Annotated in this window: 16 protein-coding genes; 11 read left to right on the forward strand and 5 right to left on the reverse strand. The window is 65.2% G+C overall.

Features of this window, described 5'->3' with window-relative positions:
* The first annotated feature begins 20 nt into the window (after positions 1-20).
* From FBZ90_RS08190 to FBZ90_RS08240, 11 genes are all read left to right on the forward strand, one after another.
* Complete coding sequence (locus tag FBZ90_RS08190; protein WP_420872589.1) at positions 21-1928, forward strand: CocE/NonD family hydrolase; 1908 nt, start codon at positions 21-23, stop codon at positions 1926-1928.
* A 208-nt stretch (positions 1929-2136) separates the two neighbouring features.
* Complete coding sequence (locus FBZ90_RS08195) at positions 2137-6522, forward strand: CHASE domain-containing protein (protein ID WP_186455666.1); 4386 nt, start codon at positions 2137-2139, stop codon at positions 6520-6522.
* 352 nt (positions 6523-6874) lie between these two features.
* On the forward strand, positions 6875-7768 hold the full coding sequence (cysD, locus tag FBZ90_RS08200) for a sulfate adenylyltransferase subunit CysD (protein WP_145731245.1): 894 nt from the start codon (positions 6875-6877) through the stop codon (positions 7766-7768).
* Positions 7768-9705, forward strand: a complete 1938-nt coding sequence (gene cysN, locus FBZ90_RS08205; protein ID WP_145730868.1) for a sulfate adenylyltransferase subunit CysN — start codon at positions 7768-7770, stop codon at positions 9703-9705. Before cysD ends, cysN begins: the two co-directional genes overlap by 1 nt.
* 204 nt (positions 9706-9909) lie before the next feature.
* Complete coding sequence (locus tag FBZ90_RS08210; protein WP_145730870.1) at positions 9910-10971, forward strand: efflux RND transporter periplasmic adaptor subunit; 1062 nt, start codon at positions 9910-9912, stop codon at positions 10969-10971.
* Positions 10972-11025: 54 nt separating this feature from the next.
* A complete protein-coding gene (locus FBZ90_RS08215; protein ID WP_145730872.1) occupies positions 11026-11721 on the forward strand; it encodes an ABC transporter ATP-binding protein in 696 nt (231 codons plus the stop codon).
* A complete protein-coding gene (locus FBZ90_RS08220) occupies positions 11718-12881 on the forward strand; it encodes an ABC transporter permease (RefSeq protein WP_145730874.1) in 1164 nt (387 codons plus the stop codon). Before FBZ90_RS08215 ends, FBZ90_RS08220 begins: the two co-directional genes overlap by 4 nt.
* Before the next feature lie 76 nt (positions 12882-12957).
* Positions 12958-14175 carry an ABC transporter permease gene (locus FBZ90_RS08225; RefSeq protein ID WP_145730876.1) on the forward strand — a complete coding sequence of 406 codons (1218 nt, stop codon included), beginning with the start codon at positions 12958-12960 and terminating at the stop codon, positions 14173-14175.
* Between the two features lie 514 nt (positions 14176-14689).
* Positions 14690-15208, forward strand: coding sequence for a flagellar biosynthesis regulator FlaF (gene flaF / locus FBZ90_RS08230; protein WP_145730878.1), 519 nt, complete (start codon positions 14690-14692; stop codon positions 15206-15208).
* 159 nt (positions 15209-15367) lie between these two features.
* Positions 15368-16111: a hypothetical protein gene (locus FBZ90_RS08235; protein WP_145730880.1), complete on the forward strand. Its 744-nt coding sequence runs from the start codon at positions 15368-15370 to the stop codon at positions 16109-16111.
* 190 nt (positions 16112-16301) lie between these two features.
* The gene (locus FBZ90_RS08240; protein WP_145730883.1) at positions 16302-16649 is read left to right on the forward strand and encodes a hypothetical protein; all 348 of its coding nucleotides are present in this window, start codon (positions 16302-16304) and stop codon (positions 16647-16649) included.
* Between the two features lie 69 nt (positions 16650-16718).
* Here FBZ90_RS08240 and FBZ90_RS08245 read toward each other — a convergent pair whose 3' ends face one another.
* From FBZ90_RS08245 to flgK, 5 genes are all read right to left on the reverse strand, one after another.
* The gene (locus FBZ90_RS08245; protein WP_211101947.1) at positions 16719-17474 is read right to left on the reverse strand and encodes a putative metalloprotease CJM1_0395 family protein; all 756 of its coding nucleotides are present in this window, start codon (positions 17472-17474) and stop codon (positions 16719-16721) included.
* A 177-nt stretch (positions 17475-17651) separates the two neighbouring features.
* Complete coding sequence (locus FBZ90_RS08250) at positions 17652-20450, reverse strand: flagellar hook-basal body complex protein (protein WP_145730885.1); 2799 nt, start codon at positions 20448-20450, stop codon at positions 17652-17654.
* A 474-nt stretch (positions 20451-20924) separates the two neighbouring features.
* Complete coding sequence (locus FBZ90_RS08255; protein ID WP_145730887.1) at positions 20925-21191, reverse strand: hypothetical protein; 267 nt, start codon at positions 21189-21191, stop codon at positions 20925-20927.
* Positions 21192-21202: 11 nt separating this feature from the next.
* Positions 21203-23389 carry a hypothetical protein gene (locus tag FBZ90_RS08260; RefSeq protein WP_145730889.1) on the reverse strand — a complete coding sequence of 729 codons (2187 nt, stop codon included), beginning with the start codon at positions 23387-23389 and terminating at the stop codon, positions 21203-21205.
* The gene (gene flgK / locus FBZ90_RS08265; RefSeq protein ID WP_145730891.1) at positions 23386-24795 is read right to left on the reverse strand and encodes a flagellar hook-associated protein FlgK; all 1410 of its coding nucleotides are present in this window, start codon (positions 24793-24795) and stop codon (positions 23386-23388) included. The genes FBZ90_RS08260 and flgK overlap by 4 nt, the downstream gene beginning before the upstream one ends.
* Positions 24796-24930: the final 135 nt, after the last annotated feature.

A 24930-nucleotide genomic window follows, 5' to 3' on the forward strand; every position in this document is an offset into this window, starting at 1 on the left:
CGGGATTTGGACTTCTCGCCTTGTTGGCCAGCACGTCGCCGTTGAGCAGCACGGCCTGGGCGCAGACGGCATCCCCCCTGTCCCCCATGGCACCCGACATCCCGGCCAAGGTCGACACCGCCATCGAGGGCGCGGACTACATCAAGCGCGACGTCATGATCCCCATGCGCGATGGGGTGAAGCTGCACACCGTCATCGTCATCCCCAAGGGCGCCCAGGGCGCCCCCATCATGCTGACCCGCACCCCCTACAACGCCACCAAGCGCGCCAAGCGGTCCGTCAGCCCGCACATGCTGGCGACTCTGGCCCAGGGGGATGAGAGCTTCGTGGCCGAAGGCTACATCCGCGTTTTCCAGGACATCCGCGGCAAATACGGGTCGGAGGGGGACTATGTCATGACCCGACCGCTGCGCGGCCCCCTGAACGACAGCGAGGTCGACCACGCCACTGACGCCTACGACACCATCGACTGGCTGGTGAAGAACGTGCCGGAAAGCAACGGCAAAGTCGGCATGGTGGGCTCCTCCTACGAAGGGTTCACCGTGCTGATGGCCCTGGTGAATCCGCATCCCGCCCTGAAGGCCGCCGTGCCCATGAGCCCCATGGTGGATGGCTGGAAGGGCGACGACTGGTTCCACAACGGCGCCTTCCGCCAAACCAATTTCGATTACTTCCAGCACCAGACCACGGTGCGGGGCCAGGGCGATGACATCCCGCGCGGCATCTACGACGATTACGACGCCTTCCTGCGGGCAGGATCGGCCGATGGCTTCGCCCGGCAGTACGGCCTGGCGCAATTGCCCTTCTGGCGCAAGCTGACGGAACACCCCGCCTACGACGCCTATTGGCAGAACCAGGCGCTGGACACCATCCTGGGCGCCCGTACGCCCACGGTGCCCACCATGATCGTGGCCAGCCTGTGGGACCAGGAGGACATGTACGGCGCCGTCCACACCTATGAGGCGATCGAGCCCAAGGACACCCGCAACGACCTCAATTACCTGGTGCTGGGTCCCTGGCGTCATAGCGGCGTGAACTACGACGGCTCCACCCTGGGACCGCTGAAGTTCGAGGGCGACACCGCGCTGGATTTCCGGCGCAACACCATGCTGCCCTTCCTGGATGAGCACCTGAAGAACGGCGCGCCCAAGGCCGATACGGCGCCGGTGCTGGTGTTCGAGAGCGGCACCAACGTCTGGCGCCGTCTGCAGAAGTGGCCGACGGCGTGCGCCAGCGGCTGCGTCGCCAACCTCAAGCCGCTGTACCTGCAGGCTAACGGTGGGCTGGGCTTCAGCGCGCCGGCCAAGGGCGCCCCCGCTTATGACGAGTACGTCTCCGATCCGGCCAAGCCCGTGCCCTACGTGCCGCGCCCGGTGCGCTTCTCCGATGGTGACGCCTGGAAACGCTGGCTGGTCACCGACCAGCGCGCCGTGGCCGACCGCACCGACGTTCTCGTCTACACCAGCGAGGTGCTGACGGCGCCGATGAAGATCAGCGGCGCGCCGGTGGTGAATCTTTACGCCTCCACCTCCGGCACCGACAGCGACTGGGTGGTGAAGCTGATCGACGTTTATCCCGACGAGGTGCCGTCCCAGCCCGAGATGGGGGGCTACCAGTTGGCGGTGGGCATGGACATCTTCCGGGGCCGCTATCGCGACAGCCTGGAACACCCGACCGCCATACCGGCGGACAAGGTGCAGCGCTATCGGTTTGAGCTGCCCAACGCCAACCACGTCTTCCTGCCCGGCCACCGTGTCATGGTGCAGGTCCAGTCCAGCTGGTTCCCGCTCTACGACCGCAATCCGCAAACCTTCGTGGACAACATTTTCCTGGCCAAGCCGGGCGACTATCGCAAGGCGACGCAGCGGGTGTTCCACCAGGGGGCACAGGCCAGCTTCATCGACCTGCCGGTGGTGCCCGCCGACTGAGGCGGAACCGAAGCCATTTCGCCCAAGCTGGGCCGTCAGAGGCCGGGCGGACAACCGCCCGGCCTTTTTACCATCACCTCCGATTGCACGGCTTCAATCCCCGGCGGCATGCGCTAAACTTCAGTTCGAAAGGCGCGTCGTGACGCGCGCAAGCTGAGCAACAGGCGGCGTCATGCGTCCAACCCCGGGGCACGCCCTGGCGACTTCGTTGAGGATCCTGGCCCTTGCGGCGGCCTATTTCGCCATGGCGCGCCTGGGCCTGGGCCTGGCCAGCCTAAGCGAAAGCGCCAGCCCGGTCTGGCCCGCCTCGGGCCTGGCAGTGGCGGGATTGCTTATCTTCGGCAGAGCCACGTGGCCCTTCGTCCTGATCGGCGCCTTCGTCGCCAATGCGGTGACCCCCGGCGTGGGCCTGGTGACGGCCGCCTTCATCTCCGTCGGCAACACGGGCGAGGCGATGCTGGGCGCCCTGCTGTTCAAGCGGGTCGATCGCATCGACCGGGAACGGCTGCAGGTTTCACGCGCCGCCGCCTTCGGCCTGGCATCCGTCATCGCGCCGGTTTGCAGCGCCACCATCGGCATCAGCGCCCTGCTGGTGGCCGGCAACCTGTCCTGGGACGTCAACCTGGGCGCCGTCTGGGTCACCTGGTGGACGGGCGACGCGCTGGGTATCCTGATCGTGACCTCCCTGATGGTCGCCGTGGGCGAGGCCACGGCCGCCCGCTATCGCCCGTCCTACCTGTGGGCCACCTTGTTCAGTGGCCTGCTGCCGATGCTGGGCCTGACCGCGACGGGTCTGCTGCTGCCCTTCCTGCCGGTGGCCCGCACGTTGCTGGGCCCGGCGGCGGCGCTGGGCATCTTCCTGCTATACCCCGCCATCCTGCTCGCCGCGCGGCGTTATGGTCCGGTGGCGGCCCATCTGGTGGTCCTGGCGGCGGCGACGGCCTATGTGCTGGGGACGGCGGCGGGCATCGGCCCCTTCATCGACGCCACGCTGAACCAAAGCCTGCTGAACATGCAGGCCATGCTGGCGACCTTCGCTCTGACGGCCATCGTCTTTTCCGACATTCCCCGCCAATCGATCCGCCTGGCGTCCATCGTCTTCCTGGCGGGTTGCCTGATCGCGAGCGGCGTTTTCATGGACCGCACGGACATCGCCCGGTCCCGCGACGACGCCCATATGGGCAAGATCGTCGACAACGCCATGGCCCGCATCCATGAGCGCCTGTTGGTCTATTCCAACGCCCTGCAAGCGGGGGCGGCGCTGTACGCCACCGAATTGCCGGTGGGGCGTGCCCAATGGAAGGCGTTCGCCGCCACGCTGAACATCGATGGCCGCTATCCTGGCATCAACGGCATCGGCGTCATCTATCCCGTGCCGGTCGACGGGCTGGATGCCTTCCTGGCGCGGGTACGGGCGGATGGCGCGCCGGAATTCACGCTGCGGGCCGCGTCGGCGGAGGCGGTGCTGGATGATTTCGCCGACTCCCTTGAATACGACATCATCACCTATATCGAGCCATTGGCATCGAACGCCCCGGCCATGGGCTTGAACCTTGCCAGCGAAGCCAATCGCCGCGACGCCATCCTCCGCGCCCGCGACACCGGCCAGCCCGCGATGACCAAGCGCATTTCCCTGGTCCAGGACGCGCAGCGGCGCGCGGGCTTCCTCTACTTCATCCCGGTCTACACTCCCGGGCAACCGCTGGACACGGTGGCGCAGCGGCGCCGGGCCCTGCGCTGCTGGATCTACGCGCCCTTCATCTCGGAGGTGTTCTTCCGCGAGGCCCTGCGGGACATGGTGGATGAGGTTGACGTGGCCGTGTACGACGGCGGCGTGGTGCGTCCCGACGCCCTGCTGTACCGCAAGATCACCCCGGCCGGCCTGGGCGGCCAGCTTGCCGCGCGGCTGGGCCTGAAGTCCCCCACCCTGGCGATGCCCGACCAGATCAGCCGGGTGGATGAGGGGGGGCACGCCCTGACCCTGGCCTGGTCGCGGTCGGGCAGCTTCGCCACGGCGGGACAGGCGGGGGCGGCGCTGGCGGCGGCCAGCCTGGCCTTCATCACCCTGATGCTGGCGGCGCTGACCGCAAACCTCCACCTGGTGCGCGCCCGCGCCACGGCCATCGCGGAGGGGATGACGCGCGAATTGAGCGCCATCAACGCCAAGCTGATGACCACCGGCAACCGGCTGGCCCTGGCGACACAGGCCGGCGGAATCGGGGTTTGGGAATGGGACTTGGCCACGCAGGCCCTGGTCTGGGACGAGCGCATGTTCCAGCTCTACGGCGTCGATCCCAACGCGGAGCAGCCCCTGACCTATGCCCTGTGGCAGTCGCGCTGCCATGCCGAGGATTTGGGGCGCATGCAGGCGGAGGTGCAGGCCGCCCTGCGCGGTGAGACCCCGCTGGACACGGAGTTCCGCATCCGCCTGCCCGACGGCACCGTCCGCCACATCCAGACCAGCGGCAAGGTCGAGCGTGACGCGAACGGCCAGGCGACCAAGATCGTGGGCGTGAACTGGGACGTCACGGCGGCACGGGAAAGCGCCCGGGCGCTGGCGGCGGAGAAGCGGCGCGCGGAAGAGGCCAATCGCGCCAAGAACGACTTCCTGGCCAACATGAGCCATGAGGTCCGCACCCCCATGAACGGGGTGGTGGGGATGGTTCAGCTGTTGCTGGACACCACGGGCCTGACCCCCGAACAGCGTGGCTATGCGGAAACCATCCGCGACAGCGCCGATGCCCTCCTGGGCGTCATCAACGACATCCTGGACATCTCCAAGCTGGAGGCCGGAAAGGTCGATCTGGAAGACCTGTCCTTCGATCTGGGAGACCTGGTCGAGGGGGTTGCCGCGATCCTGGCGCCCCGGGCCCGCGACAAGGGCGTCGAGCTGGGCGTCCTGGTGGTGGAGGAGGCGCGGCGGCACTGGCGCGGCGATCCCACCCGGCTGCGCCAGCTATTGCTGAACCTGGCCGGCAACGCCGTGAAATTCACCGACCGGGGCTGGGTCAGCATCGTCGTCACCTGTGTGGCCGACGCGGCGCCGGGCCCACGGCGCCTGCGCTTCACGGTGCAGGACACCGGCATCGGCCTCAGCGAGGACCAGGCCAAGCGCTTGTTCCAGAAGTTCACCCAGGCGGACGCCAGTGTGACCCGCCGCTTCGGCGGTACCGGCCTGGGTCTGGCTATCTGCAAGCAGTTGGTCGAGTTGATGGAGGGCGACATCGGGGTGGAGAGCGCGCCCGGCCAAGGCTCCCTCTTCTGGTTCGAATTGCCGTTGGCGCCAGCCGAACCGGCGGACGCCCCCCTGGCCTCCTTGGAAAGCATCCGCGGGCGCCACGCCCTGGTGGTCGACGACCTGGCCATGAATCGCCTGATCCTGACGCATAATCTGAGCTTCGACCTGGGGCTGCGGGTGGATGAGGCGCAGGAGGGGGAGACGGCGCTGGCGATGCTGGGAATGGCCGCCGGCGGGGACGACCCGTATGACATCCTGCTCATCGACAACCGCATGCCGGGACTGTCTGGACCGGAGGTGGTGGCGCGGGTGCGGGCCGACGCCCGGCTCAAGGATCTGCGGATCATCTTGGTGAGTTCCATCGAGCCGGATCAAGCGACCCTGGACGCGCGGTACGACGCGATACTGGCGAAGCCCGTGCGTCGCTTGCCCCTGAACGAGGCGGTGGCGCGCGCCTTCGGCTGCGTCATGCCGCCCTGCGCCGCACGGGAAACACCTGAAGCCGAAGGGGCCGGGCCTCTACCGGCCGGCGGCGGTCGCCGTGTGCTTGTGGTGGAGGACAATCCCACCAACCAGGCGGTGGCCACCCTGATGCTGCGCAAGGCGGGCTACGCCGTCACGATGGCGGAGGATGGCGCCCAGGCGGTGGCCGCCTATGCCCGCGACCGCTTCGACATCGTGCTGATGGACGTGCAGATGCCGGTCATGGACGGGATGGAGGCCACCCGCCGTATCCGCGCCGCGGAACTGGCGGGCGGCTGGCCGCGCACCCCCATTCTTGCCATGACGGCCAACGCCATGGCGGGCATGAGCGCCGATTATGCCGCTGCCGGCATGGACGACTGTGTCTATAAGCCCTTCCGCCAGGACCAGATGCTGCGCGTTGTCGACCATTGGTCGGGCGACGGGGAGTTCGGCGCCCAGGCATCCGCGGCGCCCTCATCGGCCCCTGCGCCGCAAGAAACGGACAAATCGCCGGCGGCCCCGGCGGCGGACGCCCCCCTGCTGGATGAGTCGGTGCTGGCCCGCCTAAAGCCCATCGCCGGGCCGGCCGCTTTCGCCCGACTGGTTCAAGACTTCATCGATAATGGTCAGAATCGGGTGACCCAGGTGGTGCGAACAGCTACCGACAGCCCAACACCCGACCTGCGCGCCCTAGGGCGCCACGCGCATGATCTTGTTTCAACGGCCGGCAATTGTGGATTAAAACGTTTGGAGGAGACAGCGCGCCAGCTTCAGTCCGCCTGCGATGATGAGAATGGGGATCGCGCGCGGGCCTTGGCGGCGCTGATCGCGACCTTGGGGCCCTCATCCTGGCGGGCGCTGGGCGAACATTTTCTCGCGCCTGTCGATTGACACCAGGCCTGGCTGTCTTCCTTCTGGCGTTAACGAAAAATACACTGTTAATTTGTTATTTATTCACCTTCCTCCCAAGTATTTTTCAGGGGCGCAGGAATTCCATATTCGCAATGCCATGTGTGAAAGTTTCCTTTATACCTCTCGCAAACGGGTATTGAGTATGCGACGACCACCAGCGTGATCGTTAGGCGTGCAATCGCAGGCTTCTGGGATAGTGAGCCGTATAGGACGGCAGCCTTGGCGTGATGACAGAGTGATTGACGTGAAAGACGCGGCAGTGTTGGACAGCATCATACAGCCCCCCTCCCCCCTTCCCGCCGCGCTTGCAGGCACCCTCGCCCCCCCGCGGTTGACGCATTTGCAGCGGCTTGAGGCGGAAAGCATCCACATCCTGCGGGAGGTGGTGGCCGAGACGCAGAATCCGGTAATGCTTTATTCCATCGGCAAGGACAGCGCGGTGATGCTGCACCTGGCGATGAAAGCATTCTATCCAGCCAAGCCACCGTTCCCGCTGCTGCACGTCGATACCACCTGGAAGTTCCGCGAGATGATCGCCTTCCGGAACCAGCGGGCGGCCGACCTGGGCCTGGATCTGCTGGTTCACACCAATCCGGAAGGTTTGGCGCGGGGCATCGGCCCCTTCACCCATGGCTCCGCCATCCACACCCAGGTGATGAAGACGGAGGCGCTTAAGCAGGCGCTGGACCGTTACGGTTTCGACGCGGCCTTCGGCGGCGCCCGCCGCGACGAGGAGAAGAGCCGCGCCAAGGAGCGCATCTTCAGCTTCCGCACCGAGCAGCACCGCTGGGATCCCAAGAACCAGCGCCCCGAGCTGTGGCAGCTGTATAACGCCCGCAAGAACAAAGGCGAGAGCATCCGTGTCTTCCCCCTGTCCAATTGGACGGAGCTGGACATTTGGGAATACATCTACCTGGAAAACATCCCCATCGTGCCGCTCTACTTTGCCGCCGAACGCCCGGTGGTGGAGCGTGACGGCGCCCTGATCATGGTGGATGACGACCGTCTGCCCCTGAAGCCGGGGGAAGTGCCGGAGATGCGACGCGTGCGCTTCCGCACGTTGGGGTGCTATCCGCTGACCGGCGCCATCGACAGCGACGCTGACACGCTGCCGGGCATCATCCGCGAAATGCTGCTGGCCCGCACGTCGGAGCGCCAGGGCCGGGTCATCGATCGTGACGGCGGTGCCTCGATGGAACAGAAGAAGCAGGAAGGGTACTTCTGATGGCCCCCGATACCCCTCTGCCCGACGCGCTGGAAGCGGGCGCGACCGAGATCGAGCGCTATCTCGCCGCCCAGCAGTCCAAGGGCCTGCTCCGTTTCATCACCTGCGGCAGCGTGGACGACGGCAAGAGCACCCTGATCGGCCGGCTGCTGTACGACAGCAAGATGCTGTTCGAGGATCAGTTGGCGGCCCTGGAGGCGGACAGCCGCAAGGTGGGCACCCAGGGTGGCGATCTGGACTTCGCCCTGCTGGTCGACGGCCTATCAGCGGAACGCGAGCAAGGCATCACCATCGACGTCGCCTATCGCTTCTTCAATACCGATCGGCGCAAGTTCATCGTGGCCGACACCCCCGGCCATGAACAGTACACGCGCAACATGGTCACCGGCGCGTCCACCGCCGACCTGGCCATCATCCTGATCGACGCGCGCAAGGGCGTGCTGCCCCAGACGCGGCGCCACAGCTTCCTGGTGTCGCTGCTGGGCATTCGCAAGATCGTCCTGGCGGTCAACAAGATGGATCTGATGGCCTACGACCAGGCCGTCTTCGACCGGGTGGTCGCGGAATACCGCGCCTTCGCCCGGCAGTTGGACCTGACCGACATCCAGGCCATCCCCCTGTCCGCGCTGAAGGGCGACAACGTCACCACGCTCACCGACGCCATGCCCTGGTACCAGGGGCCCACCCTGATCGGGCACCTGGAAACGGTGGAGGTCGCGGATCTGCGCGCGGCCGCGTCCTTCCGCCTGCCGGTCCAATGGGTGAACCGTCCCAACCTGGACTTCCGCGGCTATGCCGGCACCATAGCCGCCGGCACCGTGCGACCGGGCGACCGCATCCGCGTCCTGCCCTCCGGCCAGGAAAGCCGCGTGGCCCGTATCGTCACCCACGATGGCGACCTAAGCGTGGCCGTCGCCGGCCAGTCGGTCACGCTGTCCCTGACGGATGAGATCGACATCAGCCGGGGCGACATCATCTCCGCCCTGGATGAGCCGGCCGAGGTGGCCGACCAGATGGAGGCGACGCTGGTGTGGATGGCGGAGGCGCCGCTGCTGCCCGGCCGCCCCTACATCCTGAAGGTGGGCACCAAGTCGGTTCCGGCCAGCGTGGCGACGCTGAAGCACAAGATCAACGTCAACACCCTGGAGCAGCTGGCGACTAAGACCCTGGCCCTGAACGAGGTCGGTCTGGCGACACTCAGCCTGGACCAGCCGGTGGCCTTCGACGTCTATCGCCGCAACCGCGACACCGGCGGCTTCATCCTCATCGACCGCCTGACCAACGAGACGGTGGCGGCGGGCCTCATCCGCTCCGCCATCGTGCGCACCGTGCCCTGGCAGGTCCTGGACGTGGACAAGCGCGCCCGGTCCCAGATGAAGGGCCAGCGTCCGCGCGTGCTGTGGTTCACCGGCCTGTCCGGCGCCGGCAAGTCCACCATCGCCAACCTGGTGGAAAAGAAGCTGCATGCCCATGGCCGGCACACCATGCTGCTGGACGGCGACAACGTCCGCCATGGCCTGAACCGCGACCTGAGCTTCACCGACGCCGACCGGGTGGAGAACATCCGCCGTGTGGCGGAGGTGTCGAAGCTGATGGTCGATGCCGGGCTGATCGTGCTGGTGTCCTTCATCTCCCCCTACCGGGCGGAACGGCGCATGGCGCGGGAACTGCTGGGCCCGGGAGAATTCCTGGAGGTGTTCGTGGACACGCCCCTGACGGTCGCGGAGGGACGCGACGTCAAGGGCCTCTATGCCAAGGCCCGCGCCGGCAAGATCCCGAACTTCACTGGCATCGACAGCCCCTATGAGCCACCGGAGTCACCCGACGTGCGCATCGACACCCAGGCCATGACCGCCGAGCAGGCGGCCAACCACATCTTCACACTGCTGTCCCGCTTCGATGAAGATGCCGACCTTGTGGACGGCGCCGCCATCTGACGCCGCCATCTGACGACCACCGCTTGCTTCTGTAAGAAGGGCCGGCCGGAGCGATCCGCCGGCCCTTTCGCCTATCTGGCCCCAGCCGGCGGCGCGCAACTGGCACTGGTCGCCAACCCGTCTTATAGATCAACCATTTGTGGTGCGACATTCCGCGCCACGCGGTATGATGCCACCGGGGAATGTGCCAGTCGGGGGGCTAAGGTGCAGCGGGACAAGGCGGAATTGTTGCGGTCCATCACCATCGACCGGACGCCGGGGGCGGCGCGGGATGGCGGCGGCGGCCGGGGCTTGGCCCTGGGAGTGACGGCGGGCGTCAGCGTGGTCGTCATCGCGTTGGGTATCGCCTGGGCCGCTGGCCTGCTCACCCGCTCAAATGCCTCCGATGCGGCCCCTGGGGCCAGCTCCGTGAAGCCGGCCCCAGCGGCATCGGGCAGCTCTACCCAGCCCACCCCCGCGCCCCCGGTGTCAGAGGTGCGCAGCGGCAACCTCATTGGCTCCGGCTATGTCGTGGCCCGCCGGGTGGCGACGGTGTCGGCCGATGTCACCGGCCGGGTGCGCGAGGTGCTGGTGCAGGAGGGCATGTTTGTGCAGAAGGGCCAGGTGCTGGCCACGCTGGACGATGTGCTGGCCCGCAGCGACCTGGATCTGGCCAAGGCCCGCCTGGCGTCGGCGGAGGCCGCGGTGGTCGCCAACCAGGCCGATTTGGTGGACGCGGAAAAGACGCTGGAGCGCACGCGCGCCCTGACCGGCCGTCAATTCTCCAGCGAGGCGGACCTGATCAAGGCCGATGCCCGCGCCGCCTCGCTGCGCGCCCAGCTGGTGAAGTCCAAGGCCGATGTGAACGCCGCCCGGGCCACCGTCGCCTATGACGCGGAGATGGTGGACCGTTACCAAGTCCGCGCGCCCTTCACGGGCGTGGTGACGGAAAAGAACGCCCAGCCGGGCGAGATCATCTCGCCCATGTCCTCGGGCGGCTTCACCCGCACCGGTGTCTGCACGCTGGTGGACATGGACAGCCTGGAGTTCGAGGTGGAGGTGAACGAGGCGAATATCGCCCGCGTCCGTCCCGGCCAGAAGGTGGAGGCGACATTGGACGCCTACCCCGACTGGAAGGTGCCCGCCTCCGTCCTGGCCATCATCCCCACCGCCAGCCGGGAAAAGGCCACCATCAAGGTGCGCGTGGCCATCGCCGCCAAGGATCCGCGCATCCTGCCCAACATGGCCGCCAAGGTGACCTTCCTGAACGAGGGCAAGGGCGGTTGACCCCGCCCGCGCTCACCCCTTCCCCGCACGACCCTCACTTGGGAGCCGAAGTCCATGACGGGCCAGACCTTGATCCACCTGCAGGATGTGTCCAAGCGGTTCGTGAAAGGCCGGGACACCATCACCATTTTCGATCATCTGGGCCTGACCATCCCGGCCGGCGATTTCGTGGCGGTGATGGGGCCCAGCGGGTCGGGCAAGACCACCCTGCTGAACCTGCTGGGCGGCATCGACCAGCCGACAGGGGGCAGCATCACCTTCGACGGTGGGCGGGTGGATACCCTGACTGAAGGGCAGCTGGCCCGCTGGCGCGCCCACAATGTCGGCTTCATCTTCCAGTTCTACAACCTGATGCCCACCCTGACGGCGGCGCGGAACGTGGAACTACCCTTGCTGCTCACGTCGTTCGGGCGGGCGGAGCGCAAGCGGCGGGTGGAGGCGGCCTTGAGCCTGGTGGGCCTGGCCGAACGCGCCAACCACTATCCCCGCGAAATGTCGGGCGGCCAGCAGCAGCGCGTGGCCATCGCCCGCGCCCTGATCTCCGACCCCAAGCTGCTGTTGTGCGACGAGCCCACCGGCGACCTGGACCGCACCACAGCGGATGAGATCCTTTCCATGCTGCGGCTGCTGAACCAGGAGATGGGCAAGACCATCGTCATGGTCACCCATGACCCGGAGGCGGCCAAGTACGCCCGGCGCACCCTGCACCTGGACAAGGGCCGCTTCACCGAGCGGGAGCTGGTGGCATGAGCGACTTCTACCTGCTCTGGCGCAACCTGTTCCGCCGCAAGCTGCGCACCTTCCTCATGATTCTGGCCATCTTCGTGGCCTTCGTCATCTATGGCGTGCTGGGCAGCATCAACTACGCCTTCGAGCATGGGGTGGACTCGTCGGCCGACAACCGGCTGGTGGTGGTGAACAAGATCACCTTCATCCAGCCCCTCCCCTATGCCTACGTCGGCAAGATCGCGGCCATCAAGGGCGTGAAAAACGTCACCTTCGCCAACTGGTTCGGCGGCTATTACCAGGACGCCCGCAACCAGATCGGCACCTTCGCCGTCGACCCCGAAAGCTATCTGCGGATCTATCGCGACGACCTGCGCATCGATCCCGCCCAGAGGGACGCCTTCATCCACGACCGCACCAGCATGGTGGTAGGCGAGGCCATCGCCACGAAGTACGGCTGGAAGGTCGGCGACCGGATTCCCATCAATTCCAACATCTTCACCAACAAGGCCAACGGCAGCCATACCTGGGAGCTGACCGTTGCCGGCATCGCCTATGCGGCGAAGGAATCCTTCAACACCAGCTTCATCATCTTCCAGTACGAAAACTTTAATGAAAGCAAGACGTTCGGCAAGGATACGGTGGGCTGGATCACCCTGGAGACGGACAGCGCTGCGGTGAACGACACGGTGGCCGCCACCATCGACGACCTGTTCGCCAATTCCACGGCGGAAACCAACACCCAGTCGGAAAAGGCGTTCGGCAAGGCCTTCCTGGCCCAGTTGGGCAACATCGCCCTGATCATCACCCTGGTGGTGGGGGCGGCCTTCGCCACCATCCTGATGATCGTCGGCAACACCATGGTGATGGCCGTGCGCGAGCGCACGAAGGAGATCGCCGTGCTGAAGACCCTCGGCTTTCCCTCCTGGCGCATCTGGCGCCAGGTGCTGGGGGAGTCGGTGCTGCTGGCGCTGCTGGGCGGCCTGCCCGGGTTGGCTGTGGCCGGACTGCTGGTGATGGTGCTGTCCAAGGGCGCGTCGGGCGCCATTCCAGGATTGGCGCTGACCCTGCCCGTGGCGGGCCTTGGGGTGGCCTTCATGCTGCTTCTCGGGGTGGTGACGGGCTTCCTGCCGGCTTGGAACGCTCTACGCCTGAACATCGTCACGGCCCTCGGCCGCCTGTGATCCGTCAGTCCCGCCTGCTCACTTCGCTCCGCTGGTTCTCTTCGCCCCGCTGCTTCTCTTCGCAGGAAACAACGTCATGCGTGTGTTCAACGAGATCGCGGTGGTCACCACCATCTGCATAAAAAGCATTCCGCAACGCTTCTGGGCCTCGCTCTCCACGGTGGTGGCGGTGGGGCTGGTGGTGACCGTGCTGTTGGCCTTCCTGGCCATGGCCGCCGGCTTCCAGCAGACCCTGCGCGGCACGGGAACCAAGGACATGGCCATCCTGATGCGGGCCGGTTCCCAGGCGGAATTGAACAGCGGCGTCACCCGCGACCAGGCGCGCCTGATCGAGGAAGCGCCGGGCGTCATGAAGGACGCGGACGGCAAGCCCCTGGTGTCGCCCGAACTCTACGTCATCGTCGATGGCGTCAAGAAGACAGCCGTGCCAGCCGACGGCAACCTGAAGAAAGCCCCCCGCTCCAACCTCACCCTGCGCGGCCTGGGCCCCGTCGGCATCGCCGTGCGACCCGGCCTGAAGATCGTGGAAGGCCGCGCGTTCAATCCCGGCACCAACGAGTTGATGGTGGGCCGGGCCCTGCAGAAGGATTTCGCGGGCCTGAACGTCGGGGACACCGTCAAGCTGGGCAACAGCGATTGGCTGGTGGTGGGTGCCTTCGAATTGGGGGGCAGCGTCTTTGAATCGGAATTGTGGGCTGACACGCCCGAGGTACAGGATCTGTTCCACCGCCAGAACGTCTTTCAGTCCATCCGCGCCCGCCTGACAGGTCCCGACGCCCTGAAGGCCCTGTCGGACTACGCCACCAATGATCCCCAGTTGAAGCTGGACGTGACGACGGAGGCCGAATACTACGCGCAGCAGGCCAGCCGCACCTCCGACCTGATCCAGAAACTGGGATGGCCGCTGGCCATCGCCATGGCCTTCGGCGCCCTGGCGGGCGCGCTGAACACCATGTACAGCTCCGTCGCGGCGCGGGCGCAGGAAATAGCGACCCTGCGCTGCATCGGGTTCAGCGGAACCTCCTCCTTCATCGGCACCCTGCTGGAAAGCCTGGTGCTGGCGCTGGTGGGCGGCATCGTCGGAACTCTGATCACCTGGGTCGCTGTTGACGGCCTCACCGGTTCCACCCTGGCGGGCAGCACGTTTTCGCAGGTGGTCTTCACCTTCCACCTGACGCCGGCGGTGGCCCTGCAAGGGATCATCATGGCGCTGATTGTCGGATTGGTCGGCGGCGTGTTCCCCGCTTGGCGTGCGGCGCGGGTGCCGATCGCCGAGGCCTACGGCAGCCCCTGAAGCCGCCGTCCCCGATCGCCCCCACGGCGCATTTCGGGGACGCCTTCAAAATATCTTTACCTTTTTGCCCTAGATACTGGGTACCGGCTCCGGGCCCTGGGCGTCATTGCGCGCCTTAGCCCGGGTTCGGTGGTCCGCCGCTTGCATATATGCGACGGCGCAGCCCCTAAGCGTGAGCCTGAACCGGCAGTTGCTGCCGGGTTGATGGCCCTAAATGAGTATGGGATACTTCCCAGGTCGGCATTATTGACCGCCCCCAGGCGTTTCCTGCCCCTGTTGGGTTAGGCAGAATGGGGATGGCGGTGATGCCAACACCCCGAGGATGGGGCCTCGGGGATGAGGGAAGGTGTGGCCCGGCGGGGTTATGTCATGTGACGTAGCAGGCCGGTACAGGTAAAAGGGCGGCATCGGCACCGCACCCGTCCAGGCTTGGGCTGCCCCTCATGGCATGTCCACTGGAAGGGACAACGGACCCGCCGCCCGGAAACGCGTTAGCCAGGGATCACGTGATCTGATGAAGCCTTCGGCCGGATATACCAACCGTCCCGCGTCGGACAATCCCCGCGATATCGAAGCCTGGGGCCTGACGGAAGCCGCGCGCCGGTTGATGCTGGCGGCGCAGACGCCCGAAAACCCCGAGCCCTTGCGCCAAGCGTTGTCGCTGAACCAGCGCTTGTGGACCATCTTCCAATCGTCCATGGCGGAGGAGGATTGTCCCCTGCCCAAGGACCTGCGCGAAAAGATCCTGGTGTTGTCCCTGATCGTTGACCGCCAGACCTTCGAACGGTTGGGCGATCTGGACGTCACCAAGCTGCAGCAGTTGATCGACATCAACCGCAACATCGCCGCCGGGCTCTCGCAACGCCCGGACGCCGCCGCCGCGGGCCTGCCCGCCGGGATGGCCGCCTCGCCCGCGGCGCCGCCGCGCGCGCCCACAATGACGCCACCGGCCAATCCGGGGGCACAGCGTCCAGGCATGGCGCCTGCGGGCATGACGTCTGGTGGTGCGGGCAAGTTCAACATATCGATCTAAACGGAGGACGGCGCCAAAGCGGGCGCGAAAAATGTCGCGCCGCCCAAGTCGGACCGGAAATATCTTGCATTTTATGTTTTCATTCCGCAGACTTGTGCAAGGTAGTTAGGCTTATTGCCCCCGCGTATTGGCAGGGGCCTGACCATAGGGATCACTCCCGTGAGCAACGTCGCCACATCCGCTGTCAGCAGCACCACCTCCGCCGGCGCGGCGGCGAACGCCTCGGTGTTCGCCCAGCTGGCACAGATCCAGGCGCAGCTGGCGGCGCAGAACGACGCGCTCTCGAACAAGGCGTCGGCGCAAAGCTCCAGCGCCATCGGCACCCCACAGAACTTCACCAAGTCGACGGCGAAGTCGCAGTACAACAATGTGGCCTCCGCCACCGACATCGGCACCGTCACCAACGGCCAGACGCGCGTCAACGCCTTCGGCAGCCTCAGCGCCGGGGATCCCGCCGACTACCTCAGCTTCAAGATGTCCCGTAAGGGCATCATCAACCTGGGCCAGCTGGACATGGGCCAGACCCGGCTACAGGTGATGACCAAGACTGGTGTGGTTCTGGCCGACAGCAGCAGCAAATCCGGCAGTGCCTACGACGCCTACACGGCCATGGTCAATGGACAGAAGACGCTGGACGCCGGCACCTATGTGCTGAAGGTGTCCAGGGCCGATGGTGTCAAGCTGACGCAGAAGGTGAATTACGGTGTCCAGGTCGCCGCAGGCGATTATTCAAAGGACTACACCACGACGATCACCGCGCCCTCGAACAACGCCAGCATTTCCGCCAGCGCCGCCGGCATCTCATCGGCTTTGAGCGACCAGCTCACCACCATGAAGAACTGGACCATTGGCCAGACGGGCACGCAGAAGCTGATGGGTACGATGATCAACCTGTTCGCTTAGGCGGGCAGGTGTCATATAATGACGGGTACGAGGCCGGCCACCGTTGTGGCCGGCCTTTTTGATTCCTCCCTGCGGCACCTGGGCGTGCGATGTCTCAACAGAAGTTTTTGACAGAAGAGTTGTCAAGGGGACATCCTATGGGTTGCAATAAAGCCATGACTGATCCACACAGCAACCTGGGAGGCTACGGATGAAGACCCTGACCTGCGTGTTGATGACAGCGATGATCGCCTTGGCAGCACCCGCCTTTGCGGCTTCCGGCGGTGGCTCCTGGCCCACGGTCAGCAATGAGGCGCGTCAGGTACCGGCCAAACCGGACCTCAACCTGTATCATGGCCCTATTATTCCCCGCGGACCCGAACCGACGGGAATGACCGCTGCGACCAAAGCTCGCCTGACCAACGTCGCGCAGCGGGTTGATAGCTTGATCGATCAGCACAAGTGCGACGAGGCTACCGCGCTGGCCAAAGAGCAGGGCGGTGTTGTGATGGCCGACATGGCGACCAAGATTTGCGTCCTGCGTTATAAGGCTGAGTAGAGTGGGCCCGACCAGCGAGTATCGTCGCTGGTCGCCACCACCGCGGGGGGGGGGGCGAATGCCGCTCTCCTAAGCGAACAGGGCCAGGGGCTGTGCCGCTGCGGCCTGTGCGGCCTGCACGATCCCAGCATCGACCGCCCCTTGGGTCTTGCGATAAGCGGCAGCCCCCTGACGGCTGGTAACGCCCCCGGCCCCGCCCCCCTGTATACCCGTCGATGCCGCATCGCCCTCCGCGGTCAGGCCACCTCCGGACGGGGCGTCGCCCTGCCCGTCCTTTGGCTGTGTCTTCTGCTTGGCCGCCTCTCCTTGCGCGGCGACAATTCCCGCCTCCGCCTGGGCGGCCACGGCGCGGTCTTGCCCGGACGGGTCGGCCGGCGCCAGGGCGGCGCGGCGTACCGTTTCCAGCTTGGCGATGGTGGCCTGGGGATCGCCCTGAACCGAACCGATGTCGATGGCCACCTCGCCCGCGGTGGCATAATGCTGGCCATCGGGCCCGGTGGTGAAGGTGAAGGTTTCCGACCCGGCATAGGGGCCGCCAGCCGCCTTGTGGGCCGCCTCATGCGCCCGTACGGATCGGTCGACAGCCTTCAGCTTGTCCACCTGCTGCTGTTGTGCATCCGTCAGCCTGGTGCTGGCACCGGCCGCGCCGCCACCCCCTGCCCCCGCTGATGCTTGGCCCCTGACGCTGTAGGGGCTGGCTATGTGACCGGACGAGCTGGTGTTGGATACAGGCGTACCCTGCCCCGCCGCAGGGGCGGCGGGCGCCGGGCCGGTCAAGGCGCGCGCCCAGACGGGCGACGCAGAAATGCCACCAAGGGCGGACATGCCGATGCGGTCGCATTGGTTTTAATAATGCAACCATTTCAACACTACAGGCGCGAGCGCGCAAGACAAAGCCGTCCGCCCCCAGGCCAGGGGCGGACGGCGCAATGCCAAGTGCTTGACGCAGAAGACCACCAGGCCCAGGACGGCGGCGATGGGCCGCACCTGGGCCATCAGGCCTTAGCGCTTCAGGTTGATGGTGTCCTGCAGCAGGTCGTCGGCGGTGGTGATGACCTTGGTGTTGGCGGTGTAGGAGCGCTGCGCCACGATCAGCTGGGTGAACTCCGACGCGATATCGACGTTGGAGCCTTCCAGGCTGCTGGAGGCGATGTCGCCGGCACCGTTGACGCCCGTGTCGTTGAAGCGGGCCTTGCCGCTGTCCACCGTCTCGGTGAAGACGTTGCCGGTGGAACGCGACAGGGCGTCCGGGTTGTTGAACAGCACGATCGGAACCTTGGCGATGGTGCGCTGGCGGCCGTTGTCGTAGTTGGCCAGCACGGTGCCGTCGGCGTTGATCTGCACATCCTTGAAGGTACCGGCCGGGCTGCCGTCCTGCACCTTGGAGGTGACATTGATGCTGGTGCCGTCAAACTGGGTCAGGCCGGAAGGCTGGCCGAAGTTCCCCAGGTTCAGCGTGAAGTGTTGCAGACCAAAGCCGAAGTCGATGTCAAAGCCGACGGTGGCCGCGGCACCGTTGCTTTGATCGGCGGTGACGGTGGCATTACCGGTGCCAACCGATGTGGAGTCCATGTGGCTCAACGTACCGGCCGCGGCCGTTGTGCCATCCGACAGCACGCCGCCAAAGGTCAAATTGATGTGACCAGGCGTCTGGCCGGCGATGACCGGCGGCAAGGTCGTGAAGAAGCTGTCGCTGTTGGTGTTGCCGGTAAGGGTAATCGTGCCACCGGACGACAGCGCCTGTACGCCCAGCCCCTGCTGCGACGCCTGGGTGTTGATCAGTGCCGCGATCTTGCCGCTGATGTCGCTCAGGCTGGCCTCCGTGCCGTCGGTGGTATACGAGACATGGATGGCCTTGCCCGGCGGCGTCACCTGCTTGGTCGCCAAGGTGGCGCCCAGGTCCCTGGTCGACAGCACCAAGGAAGTCGCAGTAGACGCGCCCGTGTTGAGAACGAAGGGCGATGAGGTGTCGTTATTAACCTGGGACGCCAGTCCCGCCACCGCCGACTGCAGATCCGGATACTGGGCAATGTTGTCCGCCTTGATCTGCAGATTGTAGGTCGTGGCCCCTAAAGTAAGGGTATAGACTTGCCCGACGCTGGTGGCCGTCGTGGCCGTGACGGAAGAATTGCCGTTGGTGAAGTCGAATGTGTAATCGGTCGGCAAGGTGGGGTCAGGCACCGTGCCCGACGTCGTCGAAGCCGTCACTGTGGCCGTCTGCGCCAGGGGCGGCGAGATGTCGAAGGAGTATTTGGTCCCGACGTCGCCCGGCTGGCCGGTGATGGTCAGCTTTTCCGTCTCTTTCTTGCCCGTCACGTTGCCGGTGTAGATCGACGTGTTGGCGGAATTGAGCAAATCGGGAGAGTCGACGGCGGTCATTGACACCGACACCGGCCCCGGATTCGTGCTGGTCAAGGTCAGCGTGCCGTTGGTGGCCGAGGCCGCAATGTTGCCCTTGAGGCTGGGGGTGGTGCTGGTATCGGTATTGACCAGGCTCGCCAACTTGGACATGACACCGCTGAGGTTGACCAACGAATTGATGTTCTGCGGAGTCACGGTGACGGAGACGGTCACAGGGCCGATGGGGTTGCCGGCGTTGTCGGTGCCGCTGACGGTGGCCGTGTACTTGTCATCGATGTTGATTGAGTCGCCCACCACCGTCTGGGATACCGAACCTTTGACGCCCGTGCTGACATTGCCCGCCGCGATGGTCGTCGCGGTACCAACGGTATGGCTGGTGATGGCGCCGTTGGAGACGGTGCCCACCGCGGTGAAGTCAGTCCCCGGGGTACGGGCGGTCAAGCGCAGCGCGCCGGTGGAGCTCACCGAGGCGGTGGCACCACTGGAGGTGTCCGAGCCGTTGATCTGGTCGGCCAGCGCCTGCGCAATATCCTTCATCGAGTTGAACTGGGCGGCGTTGGTCTTTGTGATGGTCTGGTTGTAAGTCGTACCGTTGATGATGACCGAGTACACGTCGCCGATGTTGAAGCCAAACGCTGGCGATGTGGCCGCGGTCGAGAAGGTGACATCCTTCACGCCGGCGCGGTCGAGGGTGTTTGGCGTCAGGCTGGATTCGCTGCTGGCAGCGGGGAAGCCCGTGGACAGAAGGCCCTGCACGGGCATGGACGACGCCGTGCCCTGCGCGCCGTCGGCGGTGACGCCCAGCTGCCAAGTACCCGCGGTGGCGCCCTGGCGCCATGTCAGGTTCACGTTATGCGCGGTACCCGCGCTGTCATAGACCTGCACCTGGGTCGGGGTGATGGAACCACTGGGGTTGGTCGGCAGGTTGGCCTTGACGTCAATTTCCTTGGTCGGCACCGGGCTATCGATGTCCGACGTCACCTGCACCGGGCTGGCGGAGGTGGCGAACAGGCCCGTGGTGCTGTCGTAGGCGAAGCCGTTCAGGGCGTAACCGGAGTTGTTGACCAGGGTGCGCGTGCTGTCCAGCGCGAAACTGCCGTCACGGGTGTAGTAGCGCTCACCCGACGCGACGGTCTGCCCGTTGACGGTCGTCAGCTTGCTGACGCTGAAGAAGCCGTTGCCGCGGATGGCGAGATTGGTCGGCGTGTCCGATGACGACACCGTACCCGACACGCTGTTGACGTAGTCGGGCCGGGCCTGGACGCCGCCCGCCTGGTATTGCGTGCTGCTGGCCGAGATGACCAGGGATTCGAACGATGTGTCGATGCGCTTGAAGCCCGTCGTCTGGGCGTTAGCGATGTTGTCGGAAATGTTGCTGAGCGCGGTGGACTGCGCCTGCAAACCGGAAATACCGACGGACATCGAGCCGAAAATGCTCATGGTGCTGGCTCCCAGGAAAGAGCGGTTGCGTATCTGACACTCCAGGAAAGCAAGATGGATGCCAGATTGCGAAGAATGTCGCCAAAGCACCCAACATCGCTCAGCAGAGACGCGACATCGAGCACCGCCCCAAATAAACCCCTAATCAGGAAGGATTTTTTCGGCACCGCCCCATCCGCCCTACGGCTATCGGCGCTTGATTGCCGCCCGGCAGCAAGTGCCGCGAAGCCAGGGCACCGGGGCATTTTTTCCTACCGCCGGCGCCACCCGGCCGTTTCTTCCGGGTCACGGGCATCGGCCGATCGGAGGGCCACAAGCGTGGGGGGGGGCCGTGAACAAGGGCCCACAAACAAGGAAGGCCGGACTGGTCCTCCCCCTTTTGGGGAGACCGGCCCGGCCTTTTCCTGGTCCGTTCCTGTGGGTTCCTTTTGAACCCGCGGTCCCTTTTGGACCTGTCGCGTCGGAGATGCGGGATCAGGCGCCCTGCGTCACCGAGAACTCGCCGGAGCGAACGCTTTCAGCCAGGATTTCCAGGTATTCCGCGGTGGTGGTCTTACCGTACTTGGCCAGGATGCCGTAGATGGAGGCCATCACGGACATGGTGCCGATGGTGTCATAGGGCACGCCCTCGCTGGCGGCGTTCACCCAATAGGCGTTGAATTGGTCGAACAGGCGGGCGCGCTGGGCCTCGTCATTCACCGGGGCGGCGGCGAAGGCTTGGGCAGGCGTGTAGGCGTTCATGGTGGATCTCCTCAGCTCAGGAAGTTGACAAGGGAAAGGGAAGCGATTTTGCCGGCGACGGTGTAGGCACCCTGCTGCTGGTTCAATGCCGCTTGCAATTGTGCTGCCACAGTCGTGGGGTCGACGTTCTGGATGCTGCCGATCTGGTTTTCGATGTCGGCCAAGGCGTTCTTGTGATTGGTCGCGGCTGTGCCCAGAAGGCTTTGCGCATTCACGGTGCTGGCGTCCAGTTGCCGGATCTGACTCTGAGCCGACACGATGCTGGAGCGCGCGCTGCTCATCAGCGCCGTGTAGTTCCCCGGATTGTTCACGGCGGACAGCATCTGCTTGATGCTGATGACCAGGCTCTGAATGGCAGGATCATTGGAGCTGATGCCGTACGTAACGCTGGTGCTGTCATCCACGTTCAGCGAGCTGCTGGCGAAAGCCGACGCGTTCTGGATAGCGGACTGATACTGGCTGTCGTAGGGGGCCAGGTTGGGCGGCGTGGTCACCGTGGTGCTGAAAGAACCCGGGGCCTGGTAGGGCGCCAACGTCACGGCCGTCATCTGGTTCTGGTTAGTATTGTTCTGCACCGTCGATGTGGTGGCGAAGCGCTGCGACCCCATGCCGGTCAAGGTGACCTGAGCGGAACCCGGTGGGTTTAGGGTAACGGTGGCGTCGGCCGAGCGGTGGGGATCCGCATTGATTTGAGCCGCCAGCTTGGCCGCCACGTATCCCATCGCATCGCCGGCGGCCACCGGCGGATTGGCCGTGGGCAGGCCCGTGCTCTTCATGGCCGCGAGATCGGCGGTGGTCATCACGTAGGTGTAGGCCGTTGGACCCTCGACCTTGTCGTAGCTGATGTTGTTCGCCGCGTTGGCATCGTCGCTGGTGACATTGATGGTGTTGCGGTTCCCCATGTTGATGGTGAACACGTCCCCAACGTCGACGCTGGGACCATTCAGGGTGACGTTGTCGATCTGCGGCACGGCGGTCGTCGGCGGCACGGCGGTTGGGTCCGCGGCGACCGCCAATTGCGACGTGTATTGGGAATAGACGTTGTCCTGGTCTGTGTGGCTGGTGTAGCCGGGATAGCCCAGCAGCGTCGGATCACCGGCCGGCGTGACCGTATTCTGATAGCCGGCCACGGGGTAGACGTTCGAGGAGACGTCGAACGAATAGCCTGCCGAATTGCCAATCAGGGTCAGTTGATTACCGATGACAGAGGCCGTCAGCGGCAGTGGCGGCGTCTGCCCGTTGGCGATGGCCAGCTGATTCGGGTCGTTGATCTGTGACGCGAAGGCATTGAGGATGTCGGACATGCTCGTTTCCGACCCGGTCGTCGTGTAGGTCAACTGCTTGCCTGCCACGGACATCGTATAGATGTCGCCCGCCGTACCCAGCGTATTGCCGGTCAGGGTGACCTGGCTCACCTGCTTGGTGGCCGACAGATTGCCCACCGGGGCGGTGTCATAGCGGCTACCGGCGAAAATGTAGCGGTCGCCGGCCTTGGTGTTCAGCAAGCTGGACAGCTGCGTCAGCGCCCCCTGCAACAACGCCTTGGGCGCCGCCAGATCCGGGTAGGCGACACTGAAGGTGGCGCTGCCGGGCCCCTTCAACTGGTTGATGTTCAGACTGATGGACGCGCCATCACCGGGGCCACCTGTCATCTGGAAGGTCTGCTGGCCATCATCAGGCGGCACGGCGGTCAGGTTGATGGTCTTGGTGGATATGCCGCCCATACCGTCGTTGACGGTGACGTCATAGCTGCCGGCCTTGCCGCCGTTCGACGGCACGGCGGTGACCGTGTAGGTGGCGGCAGCGGCGAACACCGATTTGCTGCTATCGACCGACAGGCCCAAGTTGCCGTTGCTGGATGAGGTGACCGCGGATACCGAAGGCGACCCCGCCCCCGCCGGTATATTGGCCGAGCTCAGCAAGTTGGAGACGATGGTCTGCATCGACGACAGCGCCGTTTCCGTGGCGTTCACCTGGGTGGTGGCCGTCGTGATGGCGTTGGCGTAGCCGGTGTGCTGGGCATATTGGGTCTTCAGGTCGAGCAGCCGGTTGGCCTGCGAGCCATAGGCGGAGAGGTCCTGCGACTTGATGCCGGAATTGAACTGTTGCTGCAGGTCGGCCAGGGTCGTCGAAGACCCGTTGATGCCGTTCAGCAGCGACAGGTAATTGCCGTAAGAGCTCACACGGGAGATGGTCATGTCACAGCCTGCGAAAGAGCGTCGAACATCTGCCCGATGACCGAGATCACCCGGGCGGTTGCCGAGTAGTTGCGCTGAAGGACCTGAAGGTTCGCGACCTCCTCATCCATGTTGACCCCGGTCGAGCTGGCGTAGCGCGTCTGCAGGGTGTTCATGAAGGATGAGGTGGTGGTGGCTTGGGTGTTGACATTGGATTGGATGGTGGACCAGTTGCTGCCCACCTGGTCAGCCATGCCGCCATAACTGACGTTGGTCAGGGTCAAGCCGTCGGCCGTCAGGGTGCGGCCTGTCGCCGTCATGGCGCTGACCATGGCGTTGACCGCCGATTGCTTGATGGTCTTGGTACCGTTCAGCAGGGACTTGTTCACCGCCAGGGTGCCGGCATCGCTGCCGGTGAACAGACCGGTATCCAGCTCACCGTCGTTGGTGGGGCCCGCGTTGTTATAGGCGTCGGTGATGCTGGTCGGCTGCCCTGCCTGGGTGGAGCCGGTCAAAGCACCCGCGATGGCATTCAGCTGCGACTTCAGCTTACGGAACACCTCGGTCGTCGGGTCACCGCTGGCCGGTGCCGGGGAGTTGTCCGCGACCAGATCCAGAAGGCCGCCCAGCTTGCCGCTGCTGACGGCGGCGGTGATGTCGGCACCGCCGGCGCCGGAGATCACACCCTTGTCATAGCTCAGCTGCGTGGTGGTGCCATCCACCAGGGTGGCGCCCGTGGGCGTGAACACGGCGATGGAGCCGTCATCGCGCAGGGTGGTGCGGATATTGATCTTGGAGGCCAGGTCGCGCAGCGTCGCGTCGCGCTGGTCCTCGAAATCGGCCGTCGGCTGGTTGCTGGATTTCAGAGCGGTGATGGTGGCGTTGAACTGGTCGATCTGGGTGAGATCGGTGTTGATCGACGTCACGGTCTGGGTGATGTCGCTCTTGGCCTGGGTCGCCATCTGGTCGACACCCGCCGAGAGGGTGTGGATGGTCTGGACCAGGGCCTGGGCCTTCTGCACCACCTGGTTCTGCGCCACGGCGCTTTCGGGCGCGGCCGACAGGGCCTGCAGGGAGGAGGTGAAATCCTGGAACGCCTGGGTCAGCTTGGGCGTTGCCGTATCACTGGCGGAGTTCGAGAGGGTGCTGCCCAGCAGGTTCCCGATCTGCCCCATATATTGGGACAGCACCTGCTGCATCCCGTTCTCGGACGTGGTCCCGTGCAACTGCGCCTGCAGGGCCGCGTCCACCGAACGCGAATACTGCGAGATGCTGACTCCGCTCAACGGATCGGTCGTTTGCGAAACGGTGTGTTTCGTACGATCCGCGTTCGTGGCGTTGTTCATGTTCTCTGAAACGACCTGGATGCCGGCCTGAATGACATTCAGGCTGTTGGCGGCCGTATTCAGCGCGCTGAACAAACTCATGGGACCGGGCCTCGGTGGCGGGGACTTCCGCGCAGGGGACCGACCCCCATGGCCGATCCGCCTCCCACTACGCAAAGCCCGGGCCAACCGGAGCAGCGGACTATACCGCTGGAATCATTCGTATTTTTGCAAACT

Origin of the sequence: Nitrospirillum pindoramense (assembly GCF_007827955.1) — a bacterium.
In the GTDB taxonomy this organism is placed as follows: Bacteria; Pseudomonadota; Alphaproteobacteria; order Azospirillales; family Azospirillaceae; genus Nitrospirillum; species Nitrospirillum amazonense_B.

What these genes read in the sequence shown, in the direction of transcription:
- FBZ90_RS08240 (WP_145730883.1), top strand. Translation starts at nt 16,302, where the DNA reads ATGAAGACCCTGACCTGCGTGTTGATGACAGCGATGATCGCCTTGGCA.
- FBZ90_RS08220 (WP_145730874.1), top strand. Translation starts at nt 11,718, where the DNA reads ATGAGCGACTTCTACCTGCTCTGGCGCAACCTGTTCCGCCGCAAGCTG.
- FBZ90_RS08245 (WP_211101947.1), bottom strand. Translation starts at nt 17,474, where the DNA reads ATGTCCGCCCTTGGTGGCATTTCTGCGTCGCCCGTCTGGGCGCGCGCC.
- cysN (WP_145730868.1), top strand. Translation starts at nt 7,768, where the DNA reads ATGGCCCCCGATACCCCTCTGCCCGACGCGCTGGAAGCGGGCGCGACC.
- FBZ90_RS08260 (WP_145730889.1), bottom strand. Translation starts at nt 23,389, where the DNA reads ATGACCATCTCCCGTGTGAGCTCTTACGGCAATTACCTGTCGCTGCTG.
- flaF (WP_145730878.1), top strand. Translation starts at nt 14,690, where the DNA reads ATGAAGCCTTCGGCCGGATATACCAACCGTCCCGCGTCGGACAATCCC.
- flgK (WP_145730891.1), bottom strand. Translation starts at nt 24,795, where the DNA reads ATGAGTTTGTTCAGCGCGCTGAATACGGCCGCCAACAGCCTGAATGTC.
- FBZ90_RS08225 (WP_145730876.1), top strand. Translation starts at nt 12,958, where the DNA reads ATGCGTGTGTTCAACGAGATCGCGGTGGTCACCACCATCTGCATAAAA.
- FBZ90_RS08250 (WP_145730885.1), bottom strand. Translation starts at nt 20,450, where the DNA reads ATGAGCATTTTCGGCTCGATGTCCGTCGGTATTTCCGGTTTGCAGGCG.
- FBZ90_RS08255 (WP_145730887.1), bottom strand. Translation starts at nt 21,191, where the DNA reads ATGAACGCCTACACGCCTGCCCAAGCCTTCGCCGCCGCCCCGGTGAAT.
- FBZ90_RS08215 (WP_145730872.1), top strand. Translation starts at nt 11,026, where the DNA reads ATGACGGGCCAGACCTTGATCCACCTGCAGGATGTGTCCAAGCGGTTC.